General features: G+C 42.5%; 17 protein-coding genes. 13 read left to right on the top strand and 4 right to left on the bottom strand.

The annotated features are described in order from the left end of the window. Positions 1 to 186: 186 nt before the first annotated feature. The 7 genes from ISX59_RS11300 to ISX59_RS11330 all read left to right on the top strand — a co-directional run bounded on the left by ISX59_RS11300 (position 187) and on the right by ISX59_RS11330 (position 10,729). Positions 187 to 1,347, top strand: a complete 1,161-nt coding sequence (locus tag ISX59_RS11300) for a 6-bladed beta-propeller (RefSeq protein WP_032530063.1) — start codon at positions 187 to 189, stop codon at positions 1,345 to 1,347. A 317-nt stretch (positions 1,348 to 1,664) separates the two neighbouring features. Next, positions 1,665 to 2,921, top strand: a complete 1,257-nt coding sequence (locus ISX59_RS11305; protein ID WP_032540506.1) for a TolC family protein — start codon at positions 1,665 to 1,667, stop codon at positions 2,919 to 2,921. Positions 2,922 to 2,934: 13 nt separating this feature from the next. Continuing rightward, a complete protein-coding gene (locus tag ISX59_RS11310) occupies positions 2,935 to 3,831 on the top strand; it encodes an HlyD family secretion protein (protein WP_005778279.1) in 897 nt (298 codons plus the stop codon). Positions 3,832 to 3,844: 13 nt separating this feature from the next. Then, positions 3,845 to 5,305, top strand: coding sequence for an ATP-binding cassette domain-containing protein (locus ISX59_RS11315; RefSeq protein ID WP_032540507.1), 1,461 nt, complete (start codon positions 3,845 to 3,847; stop codon positions 5,303 to 5,305). A 3-nt stretch (positions 5,306 to 5,308) separates the two neighbouring features. After that, complete coding sequence (locus ISX59_RS11320; protein WP_032540508.1) at positions 5,309 to 6,409, top strand: ABC transporter permease; 1,101 nt, start codon at positions 5,309 to 5,311, stop codon at positions 6,407 to 6,409. Next, complete coding sequence (locus tag ISX59_RS11325; RefSeq protein WP_005806587.1) at positions 6,406 to 7,524, top strand: ABC transporter permease; 1,119 nt, start codon at positions 6,406 to 6,408, stop codon at positions 7,522 to 7,524. Before ISX59_RS11320 ends, ISX59_RS11325 begins: the two co-directional genes overlap by 4 nt. Positions 7,525 to 7,657: 133 nt before the next feature. Then, positions 7,658 to 10,729 carry a response regulator gene (locus ISX59_RS11330; protein WP_220575921.1) on the top strand — a complete coding sequence of 1,024 codons (3,072 nt, stop codon included), beginning with the start codon at positions 7,658 to 7,660 and terminating at the stop codon, positions 10,727 to 10,729. Positions 10,730 to 10,958: 229 nt separating this feature from the next. Here the strand turns inward: ISX59_RS11330 and ISX59_RS11335 are convergent, their stop codons facing one another. The 4 genes from ISX59_RS11335 to ISX59_RS11350 all read right to left on the bottom strand — a co-directional run bounded on the left by ISX59_RS11335 (position 10,959) and on the right by ISX59_RS11350 (position 13,794). After that, the gene (locus ISX59_RS11335; protein WP_022012635.1) at positions 10,959 to 11,414 is read right to left on the bottom strand and encodes a DUF6078 family protein; all 456 of its coding nucleotides are present in this window, start codon (positions 11,412 to 11,414) and stop codon (positions 10,959 to 10,961) included. Between the two features lie 296 nt (positions 11,415 to 11,710). After that, complete coding sequence (locus ISX59_RS11340) at positions 11,711 to 12,139, bottom strand: Hsp20/alpha crystallin family protein (protein ID WP_005778266.1); 429 nt, start codon at positions 12,137 to 12,139, stop codon at positions 11,711 to 11,713. Between the two features lie 244 nt (positions 12,140 to 12,383). Beyond that, positions 12,384 to 12,848 carry a hypothetical protein gene (locus tag ISX59_RS11345; RefSeq protein WP_005820550.1) on the bottom strand — a complete coding sequence of 155 codons (465 nt, stop codon included), beginning with the start codon at positions 12,846 to 12,848 and terminating at the stop codon, positions 12,384 to 12,386. Positions 12,849 to 13,494: 646 nt separating this feature from the next. Next, positions 13,495 to 13,794, bottom strand: coding sequence for a hypothetical protein (locus ISX59_RS11350; RefSeq protein WP_008777440.1), 300 nt, complete (start codon positions 13,792 to 13,794; stop codon positions 13,495 to 13,497). Between the two features lie 71 nt (positions 13,795 to 13,865). Here ISX59_RS11350 and ISX59_RS11355 point away from each other — a divergent pair, with 71 nt between their 5' ends. The 6 genes from ISX59_RS11355 (at position 13,866) to ISX59_RS11380 (ending at position 17,830) form a co-directional block, all read left to right on the top strand. Beyond that, positions 13,866 to 14,168 carry a hypothetical protein gene (locus ISX59_RS11355; protein WP_008659523.1) on the top strand — a complete coding sequence of 101 codons (303 nt, stop codon included), beginning with the start codon at positions 13,866 to 13,868 and terminating at the stop codon, positions 14,166 to 14,168. Between the two features lie 182 nt (positions 14,169 to 14,350). Continuing rightward, positions 14,351 to 14,680, top strand: coding sequence for a hypothetical protein (locus tag ISX59_RS11360; protein WP_004308738.1), 330 nt, complete (start codon positions 14,351 to 14,353; stop codon positions 14,678 to 14,680). Between the two features lie 14 nt (positions 14,681 to 14,694). Continuing rightward, positions 14,695 to 14,955 carry a hypothetical protein gene (locus tag ISX59_RS11365; protein ID WP_004308737.1) on the top strand — a complete coding sequence of 87 codons (261 nt, stop codon included), beginning with the start codon at positions 14,695 to 14,697 and terminating at the stop codon, positions 14,953 to 14,955. A 698-nt stretch (positions 14,956 to 15,653) separates the two neighbouring features. Then, complete coding sequence (locus tag ISX59_RS11370) at positions 15,654 to 16,034, top strand: single-stranded DNA-binding protein (protein ID WP_004308735.1); 381 nt, start codon at positions 15,654 to 15,656, stop codon at positions 16,032 to 16,034. 487 nt (positions 16,035 to 16,521) lie between these two features. Then, positions 16,522 to 17,049 (top strand): hypothetical protein, encoded by a 528-nt coding sequence (locus ISX59_RS11375; protein WP_004308734.1) that lies wholly within the window; start codon positions 16,522 to 16,524, stop codon positions 17,047 to 17,049. 466 nt (positions 17,050 to 17,515) lie between these two features. Beyond that, positions 17,516 to 17,830, top strand: a complete 315-nt coding sequence (locus tag ISX59_RS11380) for a hypothetical protein (protein ID WP_007218095.1) — start codon at positions 17,516 to 17,518, stop codon at positions 17,828 to 17,830. Positions 17,831 to 18,127: the final 297 nt, after the last annotated feature.

Raw genomic sequence — 18,127 nt, forward strand, 5'->3', positions numbered from 1 at the left:
CCTCAACATACTGATGAGGATGATGAGCATGGAGGATAATATAATAGGGGTATGGGCAGTGGGGTGAAGCTTGTCCTGAAAAAGTTAATATAGTTTAATCCGGAGCAAATATGTTTATACGGACAGTCTGTAATTACGAAGTATTCGTATATTTGTTGATGACGAATAACTTAAATACAATTCTGCATGAAAACCACTTATTTACTTTTATCCTCCGCTTTGTTGCTGGGATGTGTATCCGCTTGTAACACCTCCGGCCAGAAATCCAAAGAAATGAAAACAGACGATGGGAGCATCACTACTGTCGAAACTGCCGGAAGCAAACTGACTATATGTGACTTATCACTCGTAAAAGACACCATAGAAGTGCCACTCAGCGAGTTTGTCGAAGATTGTCGCATTGTTCGTTTTGAGACCTCCGAAGAGGCATACTTCAAAGCCTGGTTTATTAATGCTACCGACAATTACATCGGTATCCGCCAAGGGGATCGGGGTGTGTTTAAGCTGTTTGACAGGAATGGTAAATTCCTATATAATGTCGGTTCCGTAGGAAGCGGTCCCGGTGAATATGACACCACCCTTTACGATGAATGCATTGATGAAAAGAATGGTCATATATTCTTCACGCCTTTTGTGGGGAAGAGAATCATGATGTATGATATAAACGGGCAATGGATTAAGGATATCCAGCTTCCCATACAAGTCAATAAACCGAAAATATGGGTGAATGAAGATGGAAGTTTATCTATTATACACATGCCTTTCAATGAGGGAGAGCCTCTTGCTTTCCAAATGGATACGGACGGAAATATACTGAAGCAAATCCCTGCGACAGCTGCAACAAAGGTGATGAATTTCGACGGAGAAATTTTCTCATACAGAAATTGCAACGATTTCGATTTCTTCCATACCAGTATAGATACTCTTTTTACTTATGATTCCACTAACAATAAGTTGTTACCAAGATTCACCATGACCTTCCCGAATATGAATGAGAAACCGATACATTTATATTACAGACTACCTCATCATTTCATGGTCACCTATTGGGGGAAAAAGGGAACAGGAGGTGGAGATGTCTTGGTAGACACTAAGAAGAATGCTTCTTCTTATTTCCGCCTTGTTAATGACTTTTACGGTAATCTTCCTATTTCGGCTCCGGGTCACAGTTTCTATCGCGGGTACTTTATCCAAAGTATGGAACCGGGCCAGTTGATTGAAAAGATAGAAAAACATCTTGCTTCCGGCAAATGCTCCGGTCCGGATGAAAAGAAACTTAAGGAACTGGCAGCTACTTTGAATGAGAATGATAATAATGTTCTGTTTATCGGAAAGGTGAAAGAATGAAGAATCCATATGGAGATATGGCAATGTTGATTTAGAAAGAAGTATTTCTAAATATGGAACCCCGGGAGAGTCATCTTCCGGGGTTTGTTTTTTCGGTCATCGCTTTTCGCGGACTCTAATAAGGTATGGATTTATAAATGGCTTCAATAAAAGGATAGCGTATCTTAAATCCTGAATAAATCCACAGTCGGCATTTGATTCATATGATTTATTCTAAAGAATCGAACTAATAGAACATTATTGCAAACAATTGGAACCTGGTTGCGTGTTCTTATTCTCTATCTTTGCAGGAAAGAAGAATTAATTAGGAATAGAATATGAAACGATTTATTTTTTCTTTGTCTTTTTCTCTGTTTGCCCTGCTGATATATGGGCAGATCACCCTTGAAGAGTGCCAACGGAAAACCCGGGAAAACTATCCGTTGGTGAGGCAGTATGGGTTGATAGAGAAGACTAAAGAATATAATCTGGCAAATGCGTCGAAAGCTAATCTGCCTCAGTTCACCCTTTCGGGCAAAGCTACCTGGCAGAGTGAGGTAACAGAGCTGCCCGTGCAGATTCCCGGGGTAGATATCAAGGGCTTGTCCAAGGATCAATATCAGGTAATGTTGGAACTGAAACAGAACATTTGGGACGGTGGTGAAATCCGTTCAAGGAAAGAGCAGGTAAAGGCGATGTCGGACGTAGACCGGGAAAAGCTGAATGTGGATATGTATGCACTTACCGAGCGGGTGAATCAGGTATATTTCGGGATTCTGTTACTGGACGAACAATTGAGCCAGAATCAGCTCTTCCTGGAAGAACTGGAACGTACCCACAGGCAGATTTCTTCGTACATTGAAAATGGCATTGCCAGTCAGGCCGATCTCGATGCCGTCAGTGTGGAGCAATTGAACACCCGGCAAAAGCGGATAGAGTTAACGACTTCACGCCAGGCCTATCTGTCAATGCTTTCGCTGCTGACAGGCGAAGAAGTACCTGCCAGTGCGTCTTTACAGAAGCCGGTCGCCGAGTCGGACATACAGGTGATGGCGAATAATCGTCCGGAATTGCTATGGTTCGATGCACAGAACGGACGCTTACAAGTACAGGAAGAAGCTTTGAAAACCGGACTGATGCCTCGTCTCGGGCTCTTCGTACAGGGGGCGTATGGCAATCCGGGACTGAATATGCTGAAAAATGAGTTCACCCCTTATTATGTGGCAGGAGTCCGTTTGTCGTGGAACTTCGGCAGCCTGTATACGTTGCGTAACGATAGGCGGGTGATAGATACCAGTCGTCGACAGTTGGACAGTAACCGGGATGTGTTTCTGTTTAACACCCGCATTCAGGCTACTCAGCAGGAGAGTGCCGTGGAGAGCGTGCGCCGTCAGATGGTGGATGATGATGAAATTATCCGTTTGCGGACTAATATCCGTAAAGCTTCGGAGGCGAAAGTGGCTAATGGCACCATGACCGTTACCGATATGCTCCGGGATATGACTTCCGAGAATCTGGCTCGACAGACCAAGGCTTTGCATGAAGTCCAGCTCCTGATGAATATTTATCAATTGAAATATACTACGAATAACTAATATAATAGCAGTTATGAAATCAAATAAACTTATAGGATGTCTATTTTTACTGTCTTTACTTTCCGCTTGCGGAGGCAGAACTACCGATTATGATGCTACGGGAACTTTCGAAGCGACTGAAGTTCTGGTCTCGGCCGAGGCTTCGGGAAGGCTTCTGTGCTTTGATGTTGAAGAAGGTACACGGTTGGCATCCGGTGAAGAAGTGGGATTGATCGATACCGTGCAACTTTACCTGAAGAAACTGCAATTGCAAGCCAGTATGAAGTCGGTTGAAAGCCAACGTCCGGATGTCAACAAGCAGATTGCCGCTACCCGCCAGCAAATCGCTACCGCCCAACGGGAGAAGAAACGTGTAGAAAACCTTTTGAAAGCCGGGGCCGCTAATCAGAAGCAACTGGATGATTGGGATGCGCAGGTCGCTTTGCTCGAGCGTCAGCTTGCGGCACAGATGTCGTCTTTACAAAACAGTACGAACAGTCTTACGGAACAAGGCTCGTCAGTAGCCATTCAGGTGGCACAGGTGGAAGACCAGTTGGCAAAGTGCCATATTGTTTCGCCTATCAGCGGTACTGTATTGGCGAAATATGCCGAAGCAGGAGAACTGGCTGCCGTGGGCAAGCCACTCTTCAAGGTGGCAGATGTCGATCATATGTATCTTCGCGCTTATATCACATCCGAACAGCTCTCGCAGGTTAAAATCGGTAACCGGGTGACAGTTTTCTCCGACTATGGAGGAAACGAACGTAAAGAGTATCCGGGAGTCGTAAGCTGGATTTCAGATCGTTCTGAATTTACTCCTAAAACGATTCTGACGAAAGAAGAGCGTGCCAACCTGGTGTATGCCGTCAAGATAACCGTGGAGAACGACGGACTGCTCAAAATAGGTATGTATGGTGGAGTGAAGTTTTAAATGATGCCTGATGATGAAACCAGCTGTATCTGTCAGTGACGTGACTAAATGTTACGGTGAAGTAGAAGCCTTGAAGAAGGTTTCCTTTTCCGTGAATCCCGGTGAGTTGTTCGGCATCATCGGACCGGATGGCGCCGGTAAGAGTACACTCTTCCGCATCCTGACTACACTGTTGCTTGCCGACAGTGGGACGGCTACGGTGAACGGGCTCGATGTTGTGAAGGATTACAAACAAATCCGGCAACAGGTGGGATACATGCCCGGACGTTTTTCGCTTTATCAGGACCTGACGGTGGAAGAGAACCTCGACTTTTTTGCTACTGTATTTCATACGACTATCCGCGAAAACTATGATTTGGTGAAAGATATCTATCAGCAGATAGAACCTTTTCGTAAACGCAGAGCGGGGGCTTTGTCGGGAGGTATGAAACAAAAGCTGGCCTTAAGTTGTGCGTTGATTCACAAACCCGGCATTCTGTTCCTGGACGAGCCGACTACCGGTGTGGATCCGGTTTCACGCAAGGAGTTCTGGGAAATGTTGAGGCATCTCAAGGAGCAGGGAATCACCATTCTCGTTTCTACTCCGATTATGGATGAAGCCCGGCAATGCGACCGTATCGCTTTTATCAACGAAGGAGAGATACAGGGGATCGATGTGCCGGAACGCATCCTGAAACAGTTCAGTCACATTCTTTGTCCACCCGGTCTGGAACGTGCGGAAGTACATGCCGAAAATGATTTTGCCATTGAGGTAGACCGGCTTACCAAATGTTTTGGGCATTTCACGGCTGTCGACCATATCTCCTTTCAGGTGAACCGGGGAGAGATCTTCGGATTTCTCGGGGCGAACGGTGCGGGAAAAACCACTGCCATGCGTATGCTTTGCGGATTGAGCAAACCTACCTCCGGCATAGCACGGGTAGCCGGCTTTGATGTTGCCGTCCATCCTGAAGAAGTGAAGAAGAATATTGGATACATGAGCCAGAAGTTCTCTCTATACGAAGATCTTAAAGTATGGGAAAACATTCGTCTTTTTGCCGGCATTTATGGAATGCAGGACCGCGAGATAGCCGAAAAGACAGAGGCGCTTCTCGATCGTCTGGGGTTCAGCGACGAGCGTGACACGCTTGTGAAGAGCCTTCCTTTAGGCTGGAAACAAAAGCTGGCCTTTTCAGTTTCGATTTTCCATGATCCGCGGATTGTGTTTCTTGACGAACCTACGGGAGGAGTCGATCCTGCTACCCGCCGGCAGTTCTGGGAATTGATTTATCAAGCGGCAGATCGGGGGATAACGGTCTTTGTAACCACTCATTACATGGACGAGGCCGAGTATTGTAACCGTGTGTCTATCATGGTAGACGGACGTATCGAGGCACTTGACACCCCTCGCGGACTAAAGGCACGTTTTCATGCCGATACCATGGACGATGTATTCCAGCAACTGGCCCGTAAGGCAGTGCGTAAAGCCGATTAACCTATGAAACAGTTTATAGCATTTGTAAAAAAGGAGTTCTTCCACATTTTCCGCGACCGACGGACTATGTTGATTCTGTTAGGGATGCCTGTTGTTCAGATCATTCTCTTTGGTTTTGCCATTACTACCGAAGTGAAAAATGTACGTGTGGGTGTACTCGACCCTTCGAATGACATGGTTACCCGCAAGATCATCGACCGTTTGGATGCCAGCGAATACTTTTCCGTGAAGTGCCTGTTGCATTCTCCACAGGAGATGGAAAGGGCGTTTCAGGAAAATGAAATCGACATGGCACTTGTATTCAGCGAACAATTTGCCAATCATCTGTATACAGGCGATGCCCGTGTGCAACTGGTTTCCGATGCAACCGATCCGAATATGGCTACCACACAAGCCGGTTACGCCACTAATGTCATAGCTTCCGTCCGACAGGAAATGCTTCCTCCCGGAATGTCCGCATCTTCTGTTGTGCCCGATGTGAAACTGCTCTATAATCCACAGATGAAGAGTGCCTACAATTTTGTGCCCGGTGTGATGGGACTTATCCTGATGCTGATCTGTGCCATGATGACTTCCATATCCATTGTCCGCGAGAAGGAGACAGGTACGATGGAGATATTGCTGGTTTCTCCGGTGAAACCTTTGTTCGTTATTCTGGCTAAGGCCGTTCCTTATTTTGTGCTGTCGTTTGTCAATCTTACGACGATTCTGCTGCTTTCAGTTTATGTACTTGATGTACCCGTGGCAGGCAGCCTGTTCTGGTTGATAATGGTATCATTGCTTTTTATCTTTGTGTCGTTGGCGTTGGGATTGCTTATTTCCACGGTGACACGGACGCAAGTGGCCGCCATGCTCGCTTCGGGGTTGATCTTGATGATGCCTACAATGTTACTTTCCGGCATGATATTTCCGATAGAGAGCATGCCTCTGGTATTGCAATTGATTTCCGATATTCTGCCCGCCCGCTGGTATATTCAGGCCGTACGTAAATTGATGATTGAGGGAGTAGATATTTCTTTTGTGCTGTCTGAGGTCAGTATTCTGGCTCTTATGGCAGTCGTGTTGATAACAATTAGCTTCAAGAAATTCAAAAACAGGTTATGATTAAATATCTTATAGAGAAAGAATTCAAGCAGTTGCTCCGCAACTCTTTCCTGCCGAGGTTGATTTTTATCTTCCCTTGCATGATTATGCTTCTTATGCCCTGGGCTGCTAATCTTGAAATAAAAAATATCCGGATGAATATTATAGATAATGATCATTCGGCTCTTTCACGCAGGCTGGTCGATAAGATAACGGCTTCAACTTACTTCCGGACCACTGCTTTACCGGACTCCTATAAAGAAGGGTTGGAAGCGATTGAAGCGGGGACAGCCGATGTGCTGCTTGAAATTCCCGGAGATTTCGAGAAGGACTGGGTGAATGGCGAGGCTGCCCACGTACTTGTGGCCGCCAATGCCGTAAATGGGACCAAGGGCGGTTTGGGCAGTTCATATCTGTCTGCCATCATCAACGATTATGGTACGGAATTGCAGGCGGAGAGTGGAAACATTCCGGCTGCTGCCAACGGGAATCTGCCCCGGATTGATATTCTTACTCAGAATCTTTTCAACCCTAATCTGGATTATAAACTGTTTATGATTCCGGCCCTGATGGTGATGCTGCTTACCATGCTTTGCGGCTTCTTGCCTGCGTTGAATATAGTAGGGGAGAAGGAGGCCGGTACGATTGAGCAGATCAATGTGACTCCTGTCGGAAAGTTCACTTTTATCCTTGCCAAACTGATTCCTTATTGGTTGATAGGCTTTGTGGTTCTGACACTTTGTTTTATTCTGGCATGGGCACTTTACGGAATTTTTCCTGCAGGCCATTTTCTGGTGATCTATTTCTTTGCCATCATCTTTGTTTTGGCTGTATCCGGTCTTGGATTGGTCATTTCCAATCATTCGGCTACCATGCAACAAGCCATGTTTGTCATGTGGTTCTGTATGCTGATTCTAATCTTAATGAGCGGACTATTTACTCCTGTCCGCAGTATGCCCGAGTGGGCACAATGGATCACTATGCTCAATCCACTGAAATATTTTATGCAGGTGATGCGTATGGTATATCTCAAGGGGAGCGGGTTTATCGATTTATTGCCGCAGTTGGGAGCTTTGCTGGCCTTTGCGCTGTTTTTCAATATTTGGGCGGTGAAGAGCTATCGGAAGAGTGGCTAATTAGGCAGCGGAGAGCTTCAAAAAGCATTCGAAAAGTGGTTAACAGACTGGAAAATTTAGGATAAACCTGTGTTTGCTTGCAACTTATGTGTATTTTTGTAGAAAGAAAACAGATATACTAAGATATTACGTAATGAGCAAACAAACATCAAGCCCTTCTCAAACCCATAGACTTCAGCAAACTATATATGAAAATCTTCCCGTAGGGATGGAATTGTATGATTGTGAAGGCCGCCTGATAGAGATAAACAGTGTAGGACTGAAAATGATGGGGGTGAAGGATAAACAAGATATGTTGGGTATCAACATTTTTGAAAACCCGAATGTTCCCGATGAAATGAAGAGCCGCTTGCGTGCGGGAGAGAATATTCGTTTTACAGTCAAGTATGATTTTGAATTAGCCAAATTTTATTATCCGACAACTTTATCAGGGATACGTTATTTTGAAATTACGGTATCGGTAGTCCGGGATGATGAGAATAAGGAGATCGATAAGTTCCTTTTTATAGCACAGGATGTGACCGAAACGGTACGTACCGAAGAGATATTACGTCAAAGCAAGCAAAAAACTGCATTGGCCATGCAGGCCGCCGATGTGGTTTTATGGGAATTTGATGTTCGCACTCATTTGTTCTATGCGGAGAATGAACCACTTAATAACTGCGATCCTACCCAGCCCCTCACTATTGAAGATTATAAAAAACATATTCATCCGGAGGATTGGAAAGAAGCGGAACCTATTTTGCTTGATATGCTTAATGGCTGTGATTGTCTGTATGAAATGGATATTCGGATTAGACTGTCCGATACATCAGAGTGGCAATATTGTAAATTGAATTGTTCTCCGTATGAGAGGGGAGTCGATGGAAAAGTTGTCAAGTATGTAGGGTTTCGCAAAAACAATACAGAGTTACAAAGACGGAAGTTATTGCAAGAGAACATTTTGAATAGCATACCGTTGCCTATACACATAAAAGATGTGGAAGATGATTTTCGTTATGTTTTCTGTAATGAAGAAAGTATGCGGATGTTTGGCACCTATGAAGGTGAAACAGTAAGTGACATTCTGGATCGTGAACAGGCGGAGCGCATGCAAAAAACAGATTTGGAAGTTTTTACTACCGGCAAGCCTTATTTTGGGGTAGAAAGAATTATTCTGAAGGATGGTCGCAGCTATGATACCATTGTACGCAAGAATATCATTTATGATGGTAGCAAGCGTCTGTTGCTCAATATTCGTTGGGATCAGAAATTGCAGAATGACCTTGAACGCCGTGCCAAGGTTCTTTCCATATCCATGGAGGTGATGAATGCTTATACTTGGTTTTACGAGCCGTCGAAGCAAAGAGTCAGTTTTGGTGAGGGATTTGATAAGATAGGGCGGAATGCTTTGGACATCAATACTTTTGAAAAGTTTGCAGAATGTGTGCATCCTGACGACCGGAGGCAGTTCATCGGTACGATGGATGCAGTGCTGAAGCAGGATAGTGGTGAATGGGACATAGAATATCGTGCGGACTTGCGGGGAAACGGGAATTACGAATGGTGGCAAACCCGTGGAGTGCTTGAGACCTCTATTCTTAATGATACTCCTTATCAGTATGTCTCCGGCATGACGATCAGCATTGAATCTTATAAACAGACAGAATTGACTTTGCTGAAGAATAAGGAGAAACTGAAGAGGCTGATCCGGCAGAATGAATTGGTACTGAATAATACTAATTCCGGATTGGCTTATATCACTAAAGATTATGTTGTGCAATGGGAAAATGTATCGGTCTGTTCGTCCAGCCTCTCTTTTGAGGCATATAAGCGGGGAGAGTGCTGTTATAAGAGTGCCCATAACCGGACTTCTCCCTGTGAAAATTGTGTGTTAGGCAAAGTATTGGCATCAAGGCAGATGGAAAAGATAAAGTTTCATTCGGAAAACAACCGGATTGTAGAGGTATTGGCTACTCCCGTATTTGGTGAAGGTGAAGAGATAGATGGCATCGTGATTCGTGTGGATGATATTACTGACAGAGAGAGAATGATCGAAGAACTGAGACAGGCGAAGCTGCTGGCCGAACAATCGGATAAACTTAAGTCAGCTTTTCTTGCCAATATGAGTCATGAAATCCGTACACCGCTAAATGCGATTGTCGGCTTCTCTGATTTACTGATGAACTCGGAGGAGCAGGCTGATAGAGAAGAGTATATGCAGATTATCAATACCAATAACGAACTGTTGCTGAAACTTATTAATGATATCCTGGACCTGTCGAAATTGGAGTCTGGTTCGGTGGAACTAAAATATGAAGATTTTGATCTGGCCGAATATTTTAATGGCATGGCATCTTCTATGAAGCAACGGATGGTTAATCCGGAAGTCCGGTTGGTGACGATTAATCCTTATGATGTGTGTCTGGTGAAACTTGACAGAAACCGTGTGGCACAAGTGATGACTAATTATGTCACAAATGCCATTAAATATACTCCGAAAGGATCTATAGAAATGGGGTATGAAGTAATGGATACAGGAATCCGTCTGTATGTAAAAGACACAGGTATCGGCATACCGGAGGAGAAAAAGAATAAAGTTTTCCATCGGTTCGAGAAACTCGATGAGTTTGCTCAAGGCACAGGGCTCGGCCTTTCTATCTGTAAGGCAATGACCGAATCGATGGGAGGAAGTGTCGGTTTTGAATCTAAATACCATGAAGGCTCTCTGTTCTGGGCCATTATTCCTTGCAATCCGGAAGTGAAAACCGGGCGGGAGCCCGAAAGGCATATCGGGCCAAGCACAGATGAAGAGAATATGACATATAGCCGGAATCTGAATGCGGCTTTGGATAGAAAGACGATTCTGATAGCAGAAGATATCTCAAGTAATTATCTGTTATTATCGGCCATGCTGTGTAAGCATTATAATTTGCTTCATGCCATGAATGGACAGCAAGCTGTAGAGATGGCGAAGAACTACAGGATTGATCTTTTGCTGATGGATATGAAAATGCCTGTAATGGACGGACTGACGGCAACAGTTGAGATTCGGAAGTTCAATAAGGAATTACCCATTGTAGCCCTTACGGCACATGCTTTCGACTCCGATAAGGCAGCTGCATTAGAAGCCGGTTGCAATGATTATCTTGCCAAGCCGGTAGATAAAGCAAGACTAATGTCTGTATTACGTAAATACTGCTATTCTCCGGATGTTGCTTTATGATGGTTTACTAAATAATCGCTGATTATCAAAATGTTATATTTACCATGGTTTTACATTGCTATGTAAAACCATTTACCTCGGTATGTAACGTCTTTTACCTCCGTGCGTAAATCCTTTTACCCCGGTATGTAAATGTCTTTACCCCGGTATGTAAACGGAATATTCCTTTGGGGCCGGAGGAGTTAGGCCCTATTGTTAAAAGGTAGATCCGGTAATATGAAGTGATCCTTTAATCGGTTTCATTATGCCATTTGTACTCTTCTATATAATTATCAAAGTATTCTTCTTGATGAACGCCCAGCTTTTGGGCAAGTGAGATGACTTGTAGTTGTTCGGCGGGAGAGAGTAAAGTTTCCCCTTTTCGCTTCTGGTAATATCGTCTGATTCCCCAAGTGGCAATTAGCTTGTAGCGGAATGTACTCGCTGCATTTACCGTCAGGACTCCCGTAGTGCGTACAAATCCTTTAGCATAACGTACTTTTTCGTTTGAACAGTAATGTTGACATCTTTTTCTTGTCGCTTCTTTATTTGCTTTCGGATTCAGTATAGACAGAAAAGTTATACTTGCCGGAACATGATCGTACGCAATGCGACGCAGGCAAGTATCGGCATTTGGACAATCTTGTTCTGTACATAAACTAAAATTATTGGGAACCATTGAGTAGTCGAACGTTTCTTTTTCCATTGTATATATAATAGGTTAATAATAGTTTTACAAAGGTACAACATATATTACCAAATTTCCTAATTAAAGCAATCTAATTGATGAAGTGCCGGTTGAATATTCAAAAAAGATGGATGACAGACTTGATGTTATTGAAGGAATAATGATATAATGTTTGTTTTATTCCATCTTGGCGTGGGCTAATTGTGTTGCACTTTATAAAAAAATACACCGGAACTTCATCTCCTTAGGGAGAATAATTCCGGTGTAGCCCTTAGTCCTCTTTGTGTTAGGGGACCTTTCCTTATTCAATGAGCTTATTTAACTTCAATGGTTCTGTCCGGTTTCTTCACTTCTTCTTCACTTAATTTGGGCAATTCAATGTTCAAAACTCCATTTTCTACTTGTGCGGAAATGTGATCTTTGTCTACATTTTCAGGCAGAATCATTGTCTGCTGGAATTTTGAGTACGAAAACTCACGGCGCAGATAACGACCGTCTTTTTTCTCTTCTTTGTTTTCAGTTTTCTTTTCCATTGAAATTACCAAGTTGTTTTCTTCGTCAATACGCACGTTGAAATCTTCCTTGGTCATTCCCGGTGCAGCCAGCTCTACTTTGTAGGCTTTTTCAGTTTCAATTACGTTGATAGCAGGTGCAGTAGCATTTGCTTTTACCATCCATTCGTTATCAAAGAAATCATTAAAGATACTTGGTAACCAATTCTGAGATCTTCTAACAGGCATCATAATTTAGTCTCCTATCTTTTTAGTTAAACATTCAGGTTAATTTTTGAACTCCGGCTCTTTCTTTTGAACCGTTGTTCACTAAAGAAGATACAAAACCTGTGCCAGTGCCATATTCTTTCTTTATTTGACTAAATGTCAGAGATGTAATGTCAAATTTGCTATCTTGCTGTCAAATTGTTCTCCTATTTATACTTTGATAAGATATTTGTTAAAAATTCCTCGATCGTTCGATACCATTACATGCCTATTTTATCAGTTTGAATCTAAGGCGTAATTTTCCGTCGGCATAGTCGTAACTGATAATTTTAAAGATGCCTATTTCCGATGTGTTTTCTACGTGTTGCCCGATGCAGGCGCAGGCATCGTAATCTCCTATTCTAACAATACGCAACATTTCGCTTGCATTTTCCGGAAGCTTACTCAGGTCTACGATGCTTTTGGCTTTTTCGTGTGTCATGAACTCACAGGTTACAGGTAAATGGCGATTGATGGCTTCGTTTACTTTTTCTTCAATGGCATGAATCTGCTCCTCGGTTGGGCAAACCGGAAGTTCATAATCACATTTGCTCTTTTTCTTTTCGATATGTGCATTACGTGAACGTGGACATCCGAATGTTTTTACCATAGTAGCATTGAGCAAATGCTCTGCTGTATGCATAGGTGCAATTGACACATCCTGAAACTTGGGGGCTGCTTGGTTTATTTCCATAATTTTTCTGATTATATTGAGATTACTTAATTTACTTTATTATTTTCTTATGTAGTATGGGTTTGAATATTTTTCCCATTAAGATGAGCCCTGGAAAAGTTTGAAATCCTTCTAGAACAATTTGTTTGGGGATTATCCAACAAGCCATATAGTCAGGATTGGTTAGTGTTGGTTTACATCTGCATACATCACTTTTTATTCTTTCTAGAATAGTTGGCAAATTTCTTAACCATCTTAAAAATATACACTTAAATATTTTATAATCAATATATTATAAGAAAGGTAATTTTAATGGAGAAACAAATAAGGAACAAAAATAGGAATTAAAGTGATTTCTCATTTTTCTATTTGCACTCTGTTTCTTTCTTTTCGTTTGTTTGCTTTCAGAGTGCATTCCGAGCAATTTTATCTGCTCTCATCATTCGAAGAATTTGCTCCTAACTTTAACTAACAAATTATTTGCAGCTCATAAAGAGAATACAAATTATTATCTCTTGAAGTTGTATTGCTTGTAGCAAAGATAATCTTTTTTGTACAGGCAGCCAAAAATGCCTGCCTATATTTAGTTTAATTTAGTTTAGCATATATAAGGCTAACAAACTAAACCAAACTGGATTTTCATGTTACTTTTTGTGATTTTCCCATTCTACCCATACAGCCAAAAGAGAAGATAAGCTCTTGCCTCTTTTCTCTTTTCGCTGCGATACTCTTTTACTTCATAGCCACCTTTTACACACATCCGTACCGAGCAAACTCCCACATGCTCGCATATCAACTTTCGGTCTGCCCGATGGGAATTGTGTCGCAAAGGTATTTGCCATGTCTTTATTGTATGCAAGGTTGTAACCTGAAGGTTCACTACAAAATCTCCACGCTCCGCTTCGCAGAGGTAGTATTTTGTAGTGAAACCCTGCATACATAGCCATGCCACCTGTTGAAGCGACATAATTTCAATCAAGCCCGAAAGTAAGTGAAATGCTACAGGAGGGAAAGTAACAAACTTAAAACTTGGTATTTATGGCAAATTATGCAACCAACATTTTCCACGCAAGAACGGAAAATAAAACAGACCTCGACAAAATAGAGGCTTTCTTGGATGACACTTTCAGCGAATTTACCAATCGATATGGTGATAGTGTAGATGCAGAATTTTCCTCTCGTTGGGTGTATCCAGAAGAAGAAATCAAAAAATTGGTAGAATCGTTGGAGGACAAAGATAAAGTCTATATCAAGATTCTAACCTATGAATTTGAAGACGAGTACGTGAGCTTTAGAATATTCTCTCAGGGAGAATGGAAGGTCAAATTAATAACTGAATGAGTAGAAGAAGATAAAGTAAAATTATGGTCTATCCTACACTTTGCTTATTCTATAAGAGACACACGGATGGAACGATTGTCGGTGATTTCGACAACAAAATCACTGTTCGTTTCATCTGTGGCAAAGAGAGAGTATTAAATACTGTGATGAAGTAATTTTTACAATTTTACAACATAGAAACCATGACACAGATAGCAATGAAATTCGTCCAATGGGATGTGCCCGAATTGGAAAAACTGAAAGATAGCAAGGTTTACAAATTACGGGAACGTCTTGATAATGGCGACAAGTTGAGTCGGGAAGAAAAGAACTGGCTCACCCGCAATGTGAAAGAGTGCTGCCATTTCAAAAGAGGTATCGCTTTAATGGGCTACCGTTTTGACTTCTCCGATGTTCTCAAACGGTATTTCGTGAAACAACACGGACATATTGCCGAATATTATACCATTGACAAAACCGCACTACGTTCTGTCCTATATGGTCGAATTGAAGATATAATCGAAGTACAATAAAAATCAAAAGAAGCATGAAAGTAACAATTGAACACAGCTTTTGCCCCTATTGTGACGAGGTAACTGAACTTTATTTCCGAATCATTAACACGATTCTTTTTTCTGGCAATGAGGCGGAATTGCGTGAAAGCATGAGACAGTTGGAGAAAAAAACTCCACTTGATGAATATTTCACATACGGTTACGGTGCACGACACCTTTGGGTTTGCCAGCGACGTCCCAGCGACAAAACCAAAATATTCGAGCATCGTATTATGATGGTTGAATTTCAATGACACCTTGGACAAATATCATCGACTGGCTGGAATGGAATCACCCATTTCAGCCTTACTTCCATTTTCCTTTTATAACTTTTTCTTTTGGCTGCGCCACTCCCTTTTGTAGAAACCAGCCATTCGCACAAAGCGAATTGGAAACCACTTTGTGAAAAGTCTGGTTCTTCCTGCCGTTTTTCCTTCCAGTTCCATTTTTTTTTCGATGCGGATATCACTATCCTCCAAGGATGGGCTACCTACGCTTCTGTCCACTCTTGGCTGACACATTCCTTATGCAGTGGCCTTTTTTCTGATTGGATGGTATTCTGTTTGTTACAGTCTCAATTCAAGCCAGGCATGTCTCGCTTTGGCTTTGCTATTCTTCACTGACTTTCGGACGGATGTCTCGCCTTTGTGCCGACATTTGGATTTGCTCTTTTTCCTTATCATTACCGGTTTACTTGTTTCCCATTTTCCATAATCGCTTTTTATCGAAGCAATCATCATTTTTCCTCTGCAAAGATAGTATGCCGACGGGAACGACATGGTTGTCTTGACCAATGGCGTAGCCGCTTCAATCTTCCTTTATCGAGCCTTCGATTTTACCTGTGGCTAAAAATAAAGCGTATTGACGCGCTATCCTTGGTGCATCCCTTAAACGACATCTACTTTTTAGGCAGTGTAAAAATTGATTTAATAACTTCTAAAAGCAATTCAACATGAAAAAGATTGAAAACAATTTCACAGTAACCGGATTCTTAGGTAAAGACGCTGAAATCCGAGAGTTCACCAACAGCAGTGTCGCACGTTTCCCATTGGCCGTAAGCCGTCAGGAAAGGAATGCCGAGGAAACCAACCGCATTTCAGCCTTTATGAATATTGAGGCTTGGCGTAAAAACGAGAATACTGGGTCATTCGACCAACTGACCAAAGGTACGATGCTCACCATTGAAGGCTACTTTAAGCCTGAAGAGTGGACCGACAAGGTCGGTGTGAAGCACAATCGTGTTGTTATGGTGGCTGTCAAGTTTTATCCTCCTATCGAAAAGGAGGATGTTCCTGAAAAGCCGGTAAAGCCCGTGAAAAAAGGCAAAAAATAATTCTTGCCTTATCATGAACAAAGCGATCTTTTGGTCGCTTTTGTTTTGCTCATGACCGGATTAATACGCATCATACTTTTATAAGTGACTGTTGCGATGCCAAGCTCCAAATGAAATCTTCACCCGGTAATACTGTTATACTTAGCTCCACTTGATGAACAGGCAGATTACGATTTTCAATAGAAAAAAGAAGACTCTCTCAATTCCATACCTCTGAGCAGCTTTCCAGTCCCTCTTATAACCATATTTCTTCCCAAAAGTGAGGTTACGTCCGCCGTCCATTAATTTTACAGTGCGAAGTTAAGTCGGACGTGAACCTGCAAGGCGCGTTTCATTTGCAGTCAATGCCGTTCAAATGAAATCCTTCGGATTCCGCTTCCTCCTTGCATTGTTCCCTTCTTCCGCCTTGTGGTTTGCACGTAAAATCAAATCCCACCGGACGAGGTAAAAGCCTCTGAAGGGAAGGGAAAATAAAAAATTAGAATGTATGAAACAAATAATTTGGTCAAGTGATGCTCTATTGGATGAAACAGCAAGAGAGTATTATCAAAATTTCAAGCGAGAAGAACTGGACGATGATGCCTACAAGGTCAGCGATGAAGAGTGGTCGGACGAAGTGTATAATGAATTGGGGGATGAGCGGCAGAACCTAAACAAGGATGTCAATGGAGTCATTATTGCATTTGGAGATTTAGGATTGTGGAACGGACGCAAACAAGGCTATCAAATTTTGGGTGACAACATTGCCGGGATATTACAATCTACACAGTATGATGCAGAGTGGTACGGTGACGGCTACGATATACGAGGCCGTATGTCGCACCATGATGGCACGAATTATGTTTTGTACCGTGTCGCTGAAAATCGTGACGACGCAGAACGGATTGCCGCAAAAATCTACAACTATGAAATTGACGAGAATGGTTTTCGCCAAGTTACACGTTCCCTCCACCCCTATGTGGCCGCAGTGTATGGCTGGAAAACTCTACAGGACAACCTCGTTCAGGTAAAATAGCCTGTAACCTGTACTTAAACAAATGCCGTAACGCTTTCTCAAGAGGCTGTTACGGCACTTGTGTTTTATGCCGTATATATTCTGCATAAAATGTGGTGGGAAACTATTCCTTTTTACACATTTATGAATGTTCCCGCCCAACTGTTGTAGGTGGCCGCTTGTGCCAGTTTCCTTTTTTAGACTCCGGCCCTCCTTTATAGCCCCATCCAGCTACCCCCCTATATTTCTATCCCGCAAGCTTGGTTATTTCCCTGCAAAATTCGATTGCCGGCTGTCCGTCCTGTCAAGGACCGCTGACACTTGCTGCTGTAAAATCTTCCTCTCCGAAATATCGAAGAGTGTATTTTCCGCATCCTCCTTGCCCGTTCTGGCCGCCAATCCCGTGGGCAGAAAAATAATCAACCTTTCGGTACAGGAAGTATCGAAGGGAAATAAATAAAATATTAATCTTAAAATTTGAGGCATTATGACATTCAGAGAATTTATGTTAGAGAACGGTTATGAATTGCAAACAACCTTTTGGAATGATTTTTCCATTGCTGACCGATTTGGTCTTTCGGCGATACAGGACACTTTCAACCGTGCTTTTGAGGAGTGGAAAGAGAACTACAAGTATCTCACGGAACTGGTTTTAGTGCTTAACCATAAGATATGGCAGTATTATGAAACAAGGCCGGAAATTGCGACATTGTATAATACCCTTTGGGCACAAGCCAGTCAATATGCAATGGAGTATCTGAAAGATGACGAGCTAAGCTATTATTATGATGTAACGGATTAAATGTCCCAGCTCCTCCCACAGGAACAAAAGAAAGCCGGCTTTTGTCGGCTGCTCTTTGTGGTCATTCCCTTTTTTATCACTCCGTTTTACCCTTGTATAAAACGAAATTATTTCGTTTCAGGCTGCTACCAGTCAGGACTTGTTTTTTCCTGTGCAAAGGTATTGCCACGGAAAAACATTCAAGTACCGCTACGCTATTTGAACACAATTTTTCAGTAGCTTTCCCGATTTTCAATCGCTCAAATGTCGTATACGCTCCATACCGCAACTGTAAAAATTCTGTCCAAATTCCTTGCC

Source organism: Bacteroides sp. FSHCM14E1, assembly GCF_019633785.1.
Lineage (GTDB): Bacteria > Bacteroidota > Bacteroidia > Bacteroidales > Bacteroidaceae > Bacteroides > Bacteroides hominis.

What these genes read in the sequence shown, in the direction of transcription:
- ISX59_RS11365 (WP_004308737.1), top strand. Translation starts at nt 14,695, where the DNA reads ATGAAAGTAACAATTGAACACAGCTTTTGCCCCTATTGTGACGAGGTA.
- ISX59_RS11375 (WP_004308734.1), top strand. Translation starts at nt 16,522, where the DNA reads ATGAAACAAATAATTTGGTCAAGTGATGCTCTATTGGATGAAACAGCA.
- ISX59_RS11360 (WP_004308738.1), top strand. Translation starts at nt 14,351, where the DNA reads ATGACACAGATAGCAATGAAATTCGTCCAATGGGATGTGCCCGAATTG.
- ISX59_RS11305 (WP_032540506.1), top strand. Translation starts at nt 1,665, where the DNA reads ATGAAACGATTTATTTTTTCTTTGTCTTTTTCTCTGTTTGCCCTGCTG.
- ISX59_RS11335 (WP_022012635.1), bottom strand. Translation starts at nt 11,414, where the DNA reads ATGGAAAAAGAAACGTTCGACTACTCAATGGTTCCCAATAATTTTAGT.
- ISX59_RS11315 (WP_032540507.1), top strand. Translation starts at nt 3,845, where the DNA reads ATGAAACCAGCTGTATCTGTCAGTGACGTGACTAAATGTTACGGTGAA.
- ISX59_RS11350 (WP_008777440.1), bottom strand. Translation starts at nt 13,794, where the DNA reads ATGTCGCTTCAACAGGTGGCATGGCTATGTATGCAGGGTTTCACTACA.
- ISX59_RS11325 (WP_005806587.1), top strand. Translation starts at nt 6,406, where the DNA reads ATGATTAAATATCTTATAGAGAAAGAATTCAAGCAGTTGCTCCGCAAC.
- ISX59_RS11340 (WP_005778266.1), bottom strand. Translation starts at nt 12,139, where the DNA reads ATGATGCCTGTTAGAAGATCTCAGAATTGGTTACCAAGTATCTTTAAT.
- ISX59_RS11300 (WP_032530063.1), top strand. Translation starts at nt 187, where the DNA reads ATGAAAACCACTTATTTACTTTTATCCTCCGCTTTGTTGCTGGGATGT.
- ISX59_RS11320 (WP_032540508.1), top strand. Translation starts at nt 5,309, where the DNA reads ATGAAACAGTTTATAGCATTTGTAAAAAAGGAGTTCTTCCACATTTTC.
- ISX59_RS11370 (WP_004308735.1), top strand. Translation starts at nt 15,654, where the DNA reads ATGAAAAAGATTGAAAACAATTTCACAGTAACCGGATTCTTAGGTAAA.
- ISX59_RS11355 (WP_008659523.1), top strand. Translation starts at nt 13,866, where the DNA reads ATGGCAAATTATGCAACCAACATTTTCCACGCAAGAACGGAAAATAAA.
- ISX59_RS11380 (WP_007218095.1), top strand. Translation starts at nt 17,516, where the DNA reads ATGACATTCAGAGAATTTATGTTAGAGAACGGTTATGAATTGCAAACA.
- ISX59_RS11330 (WP_220575921.1), top strand. Translation starts at nt 7,658, where the DNA reads ATGAGCAAACAAACATCAAGCCCTTCTCAAACCCATAGACTTCAGCAA.
- ISX59_RS11345 (WP_005820550.1), bottom strand. Translation starts at nt 12,848, where the DNA reads ATGGAAATAAACCAAGCAGCCCCCAAGTTTCAGGATGTGTCAATTGCA.
- ISX59_RS11310 (WP_005778279.1), top strand. Translation starts at nt 2,935, where the DNA reads ATGAAATCAAATAAACTTATAGGATGTCTATTTTTACTGTCTTTACTT.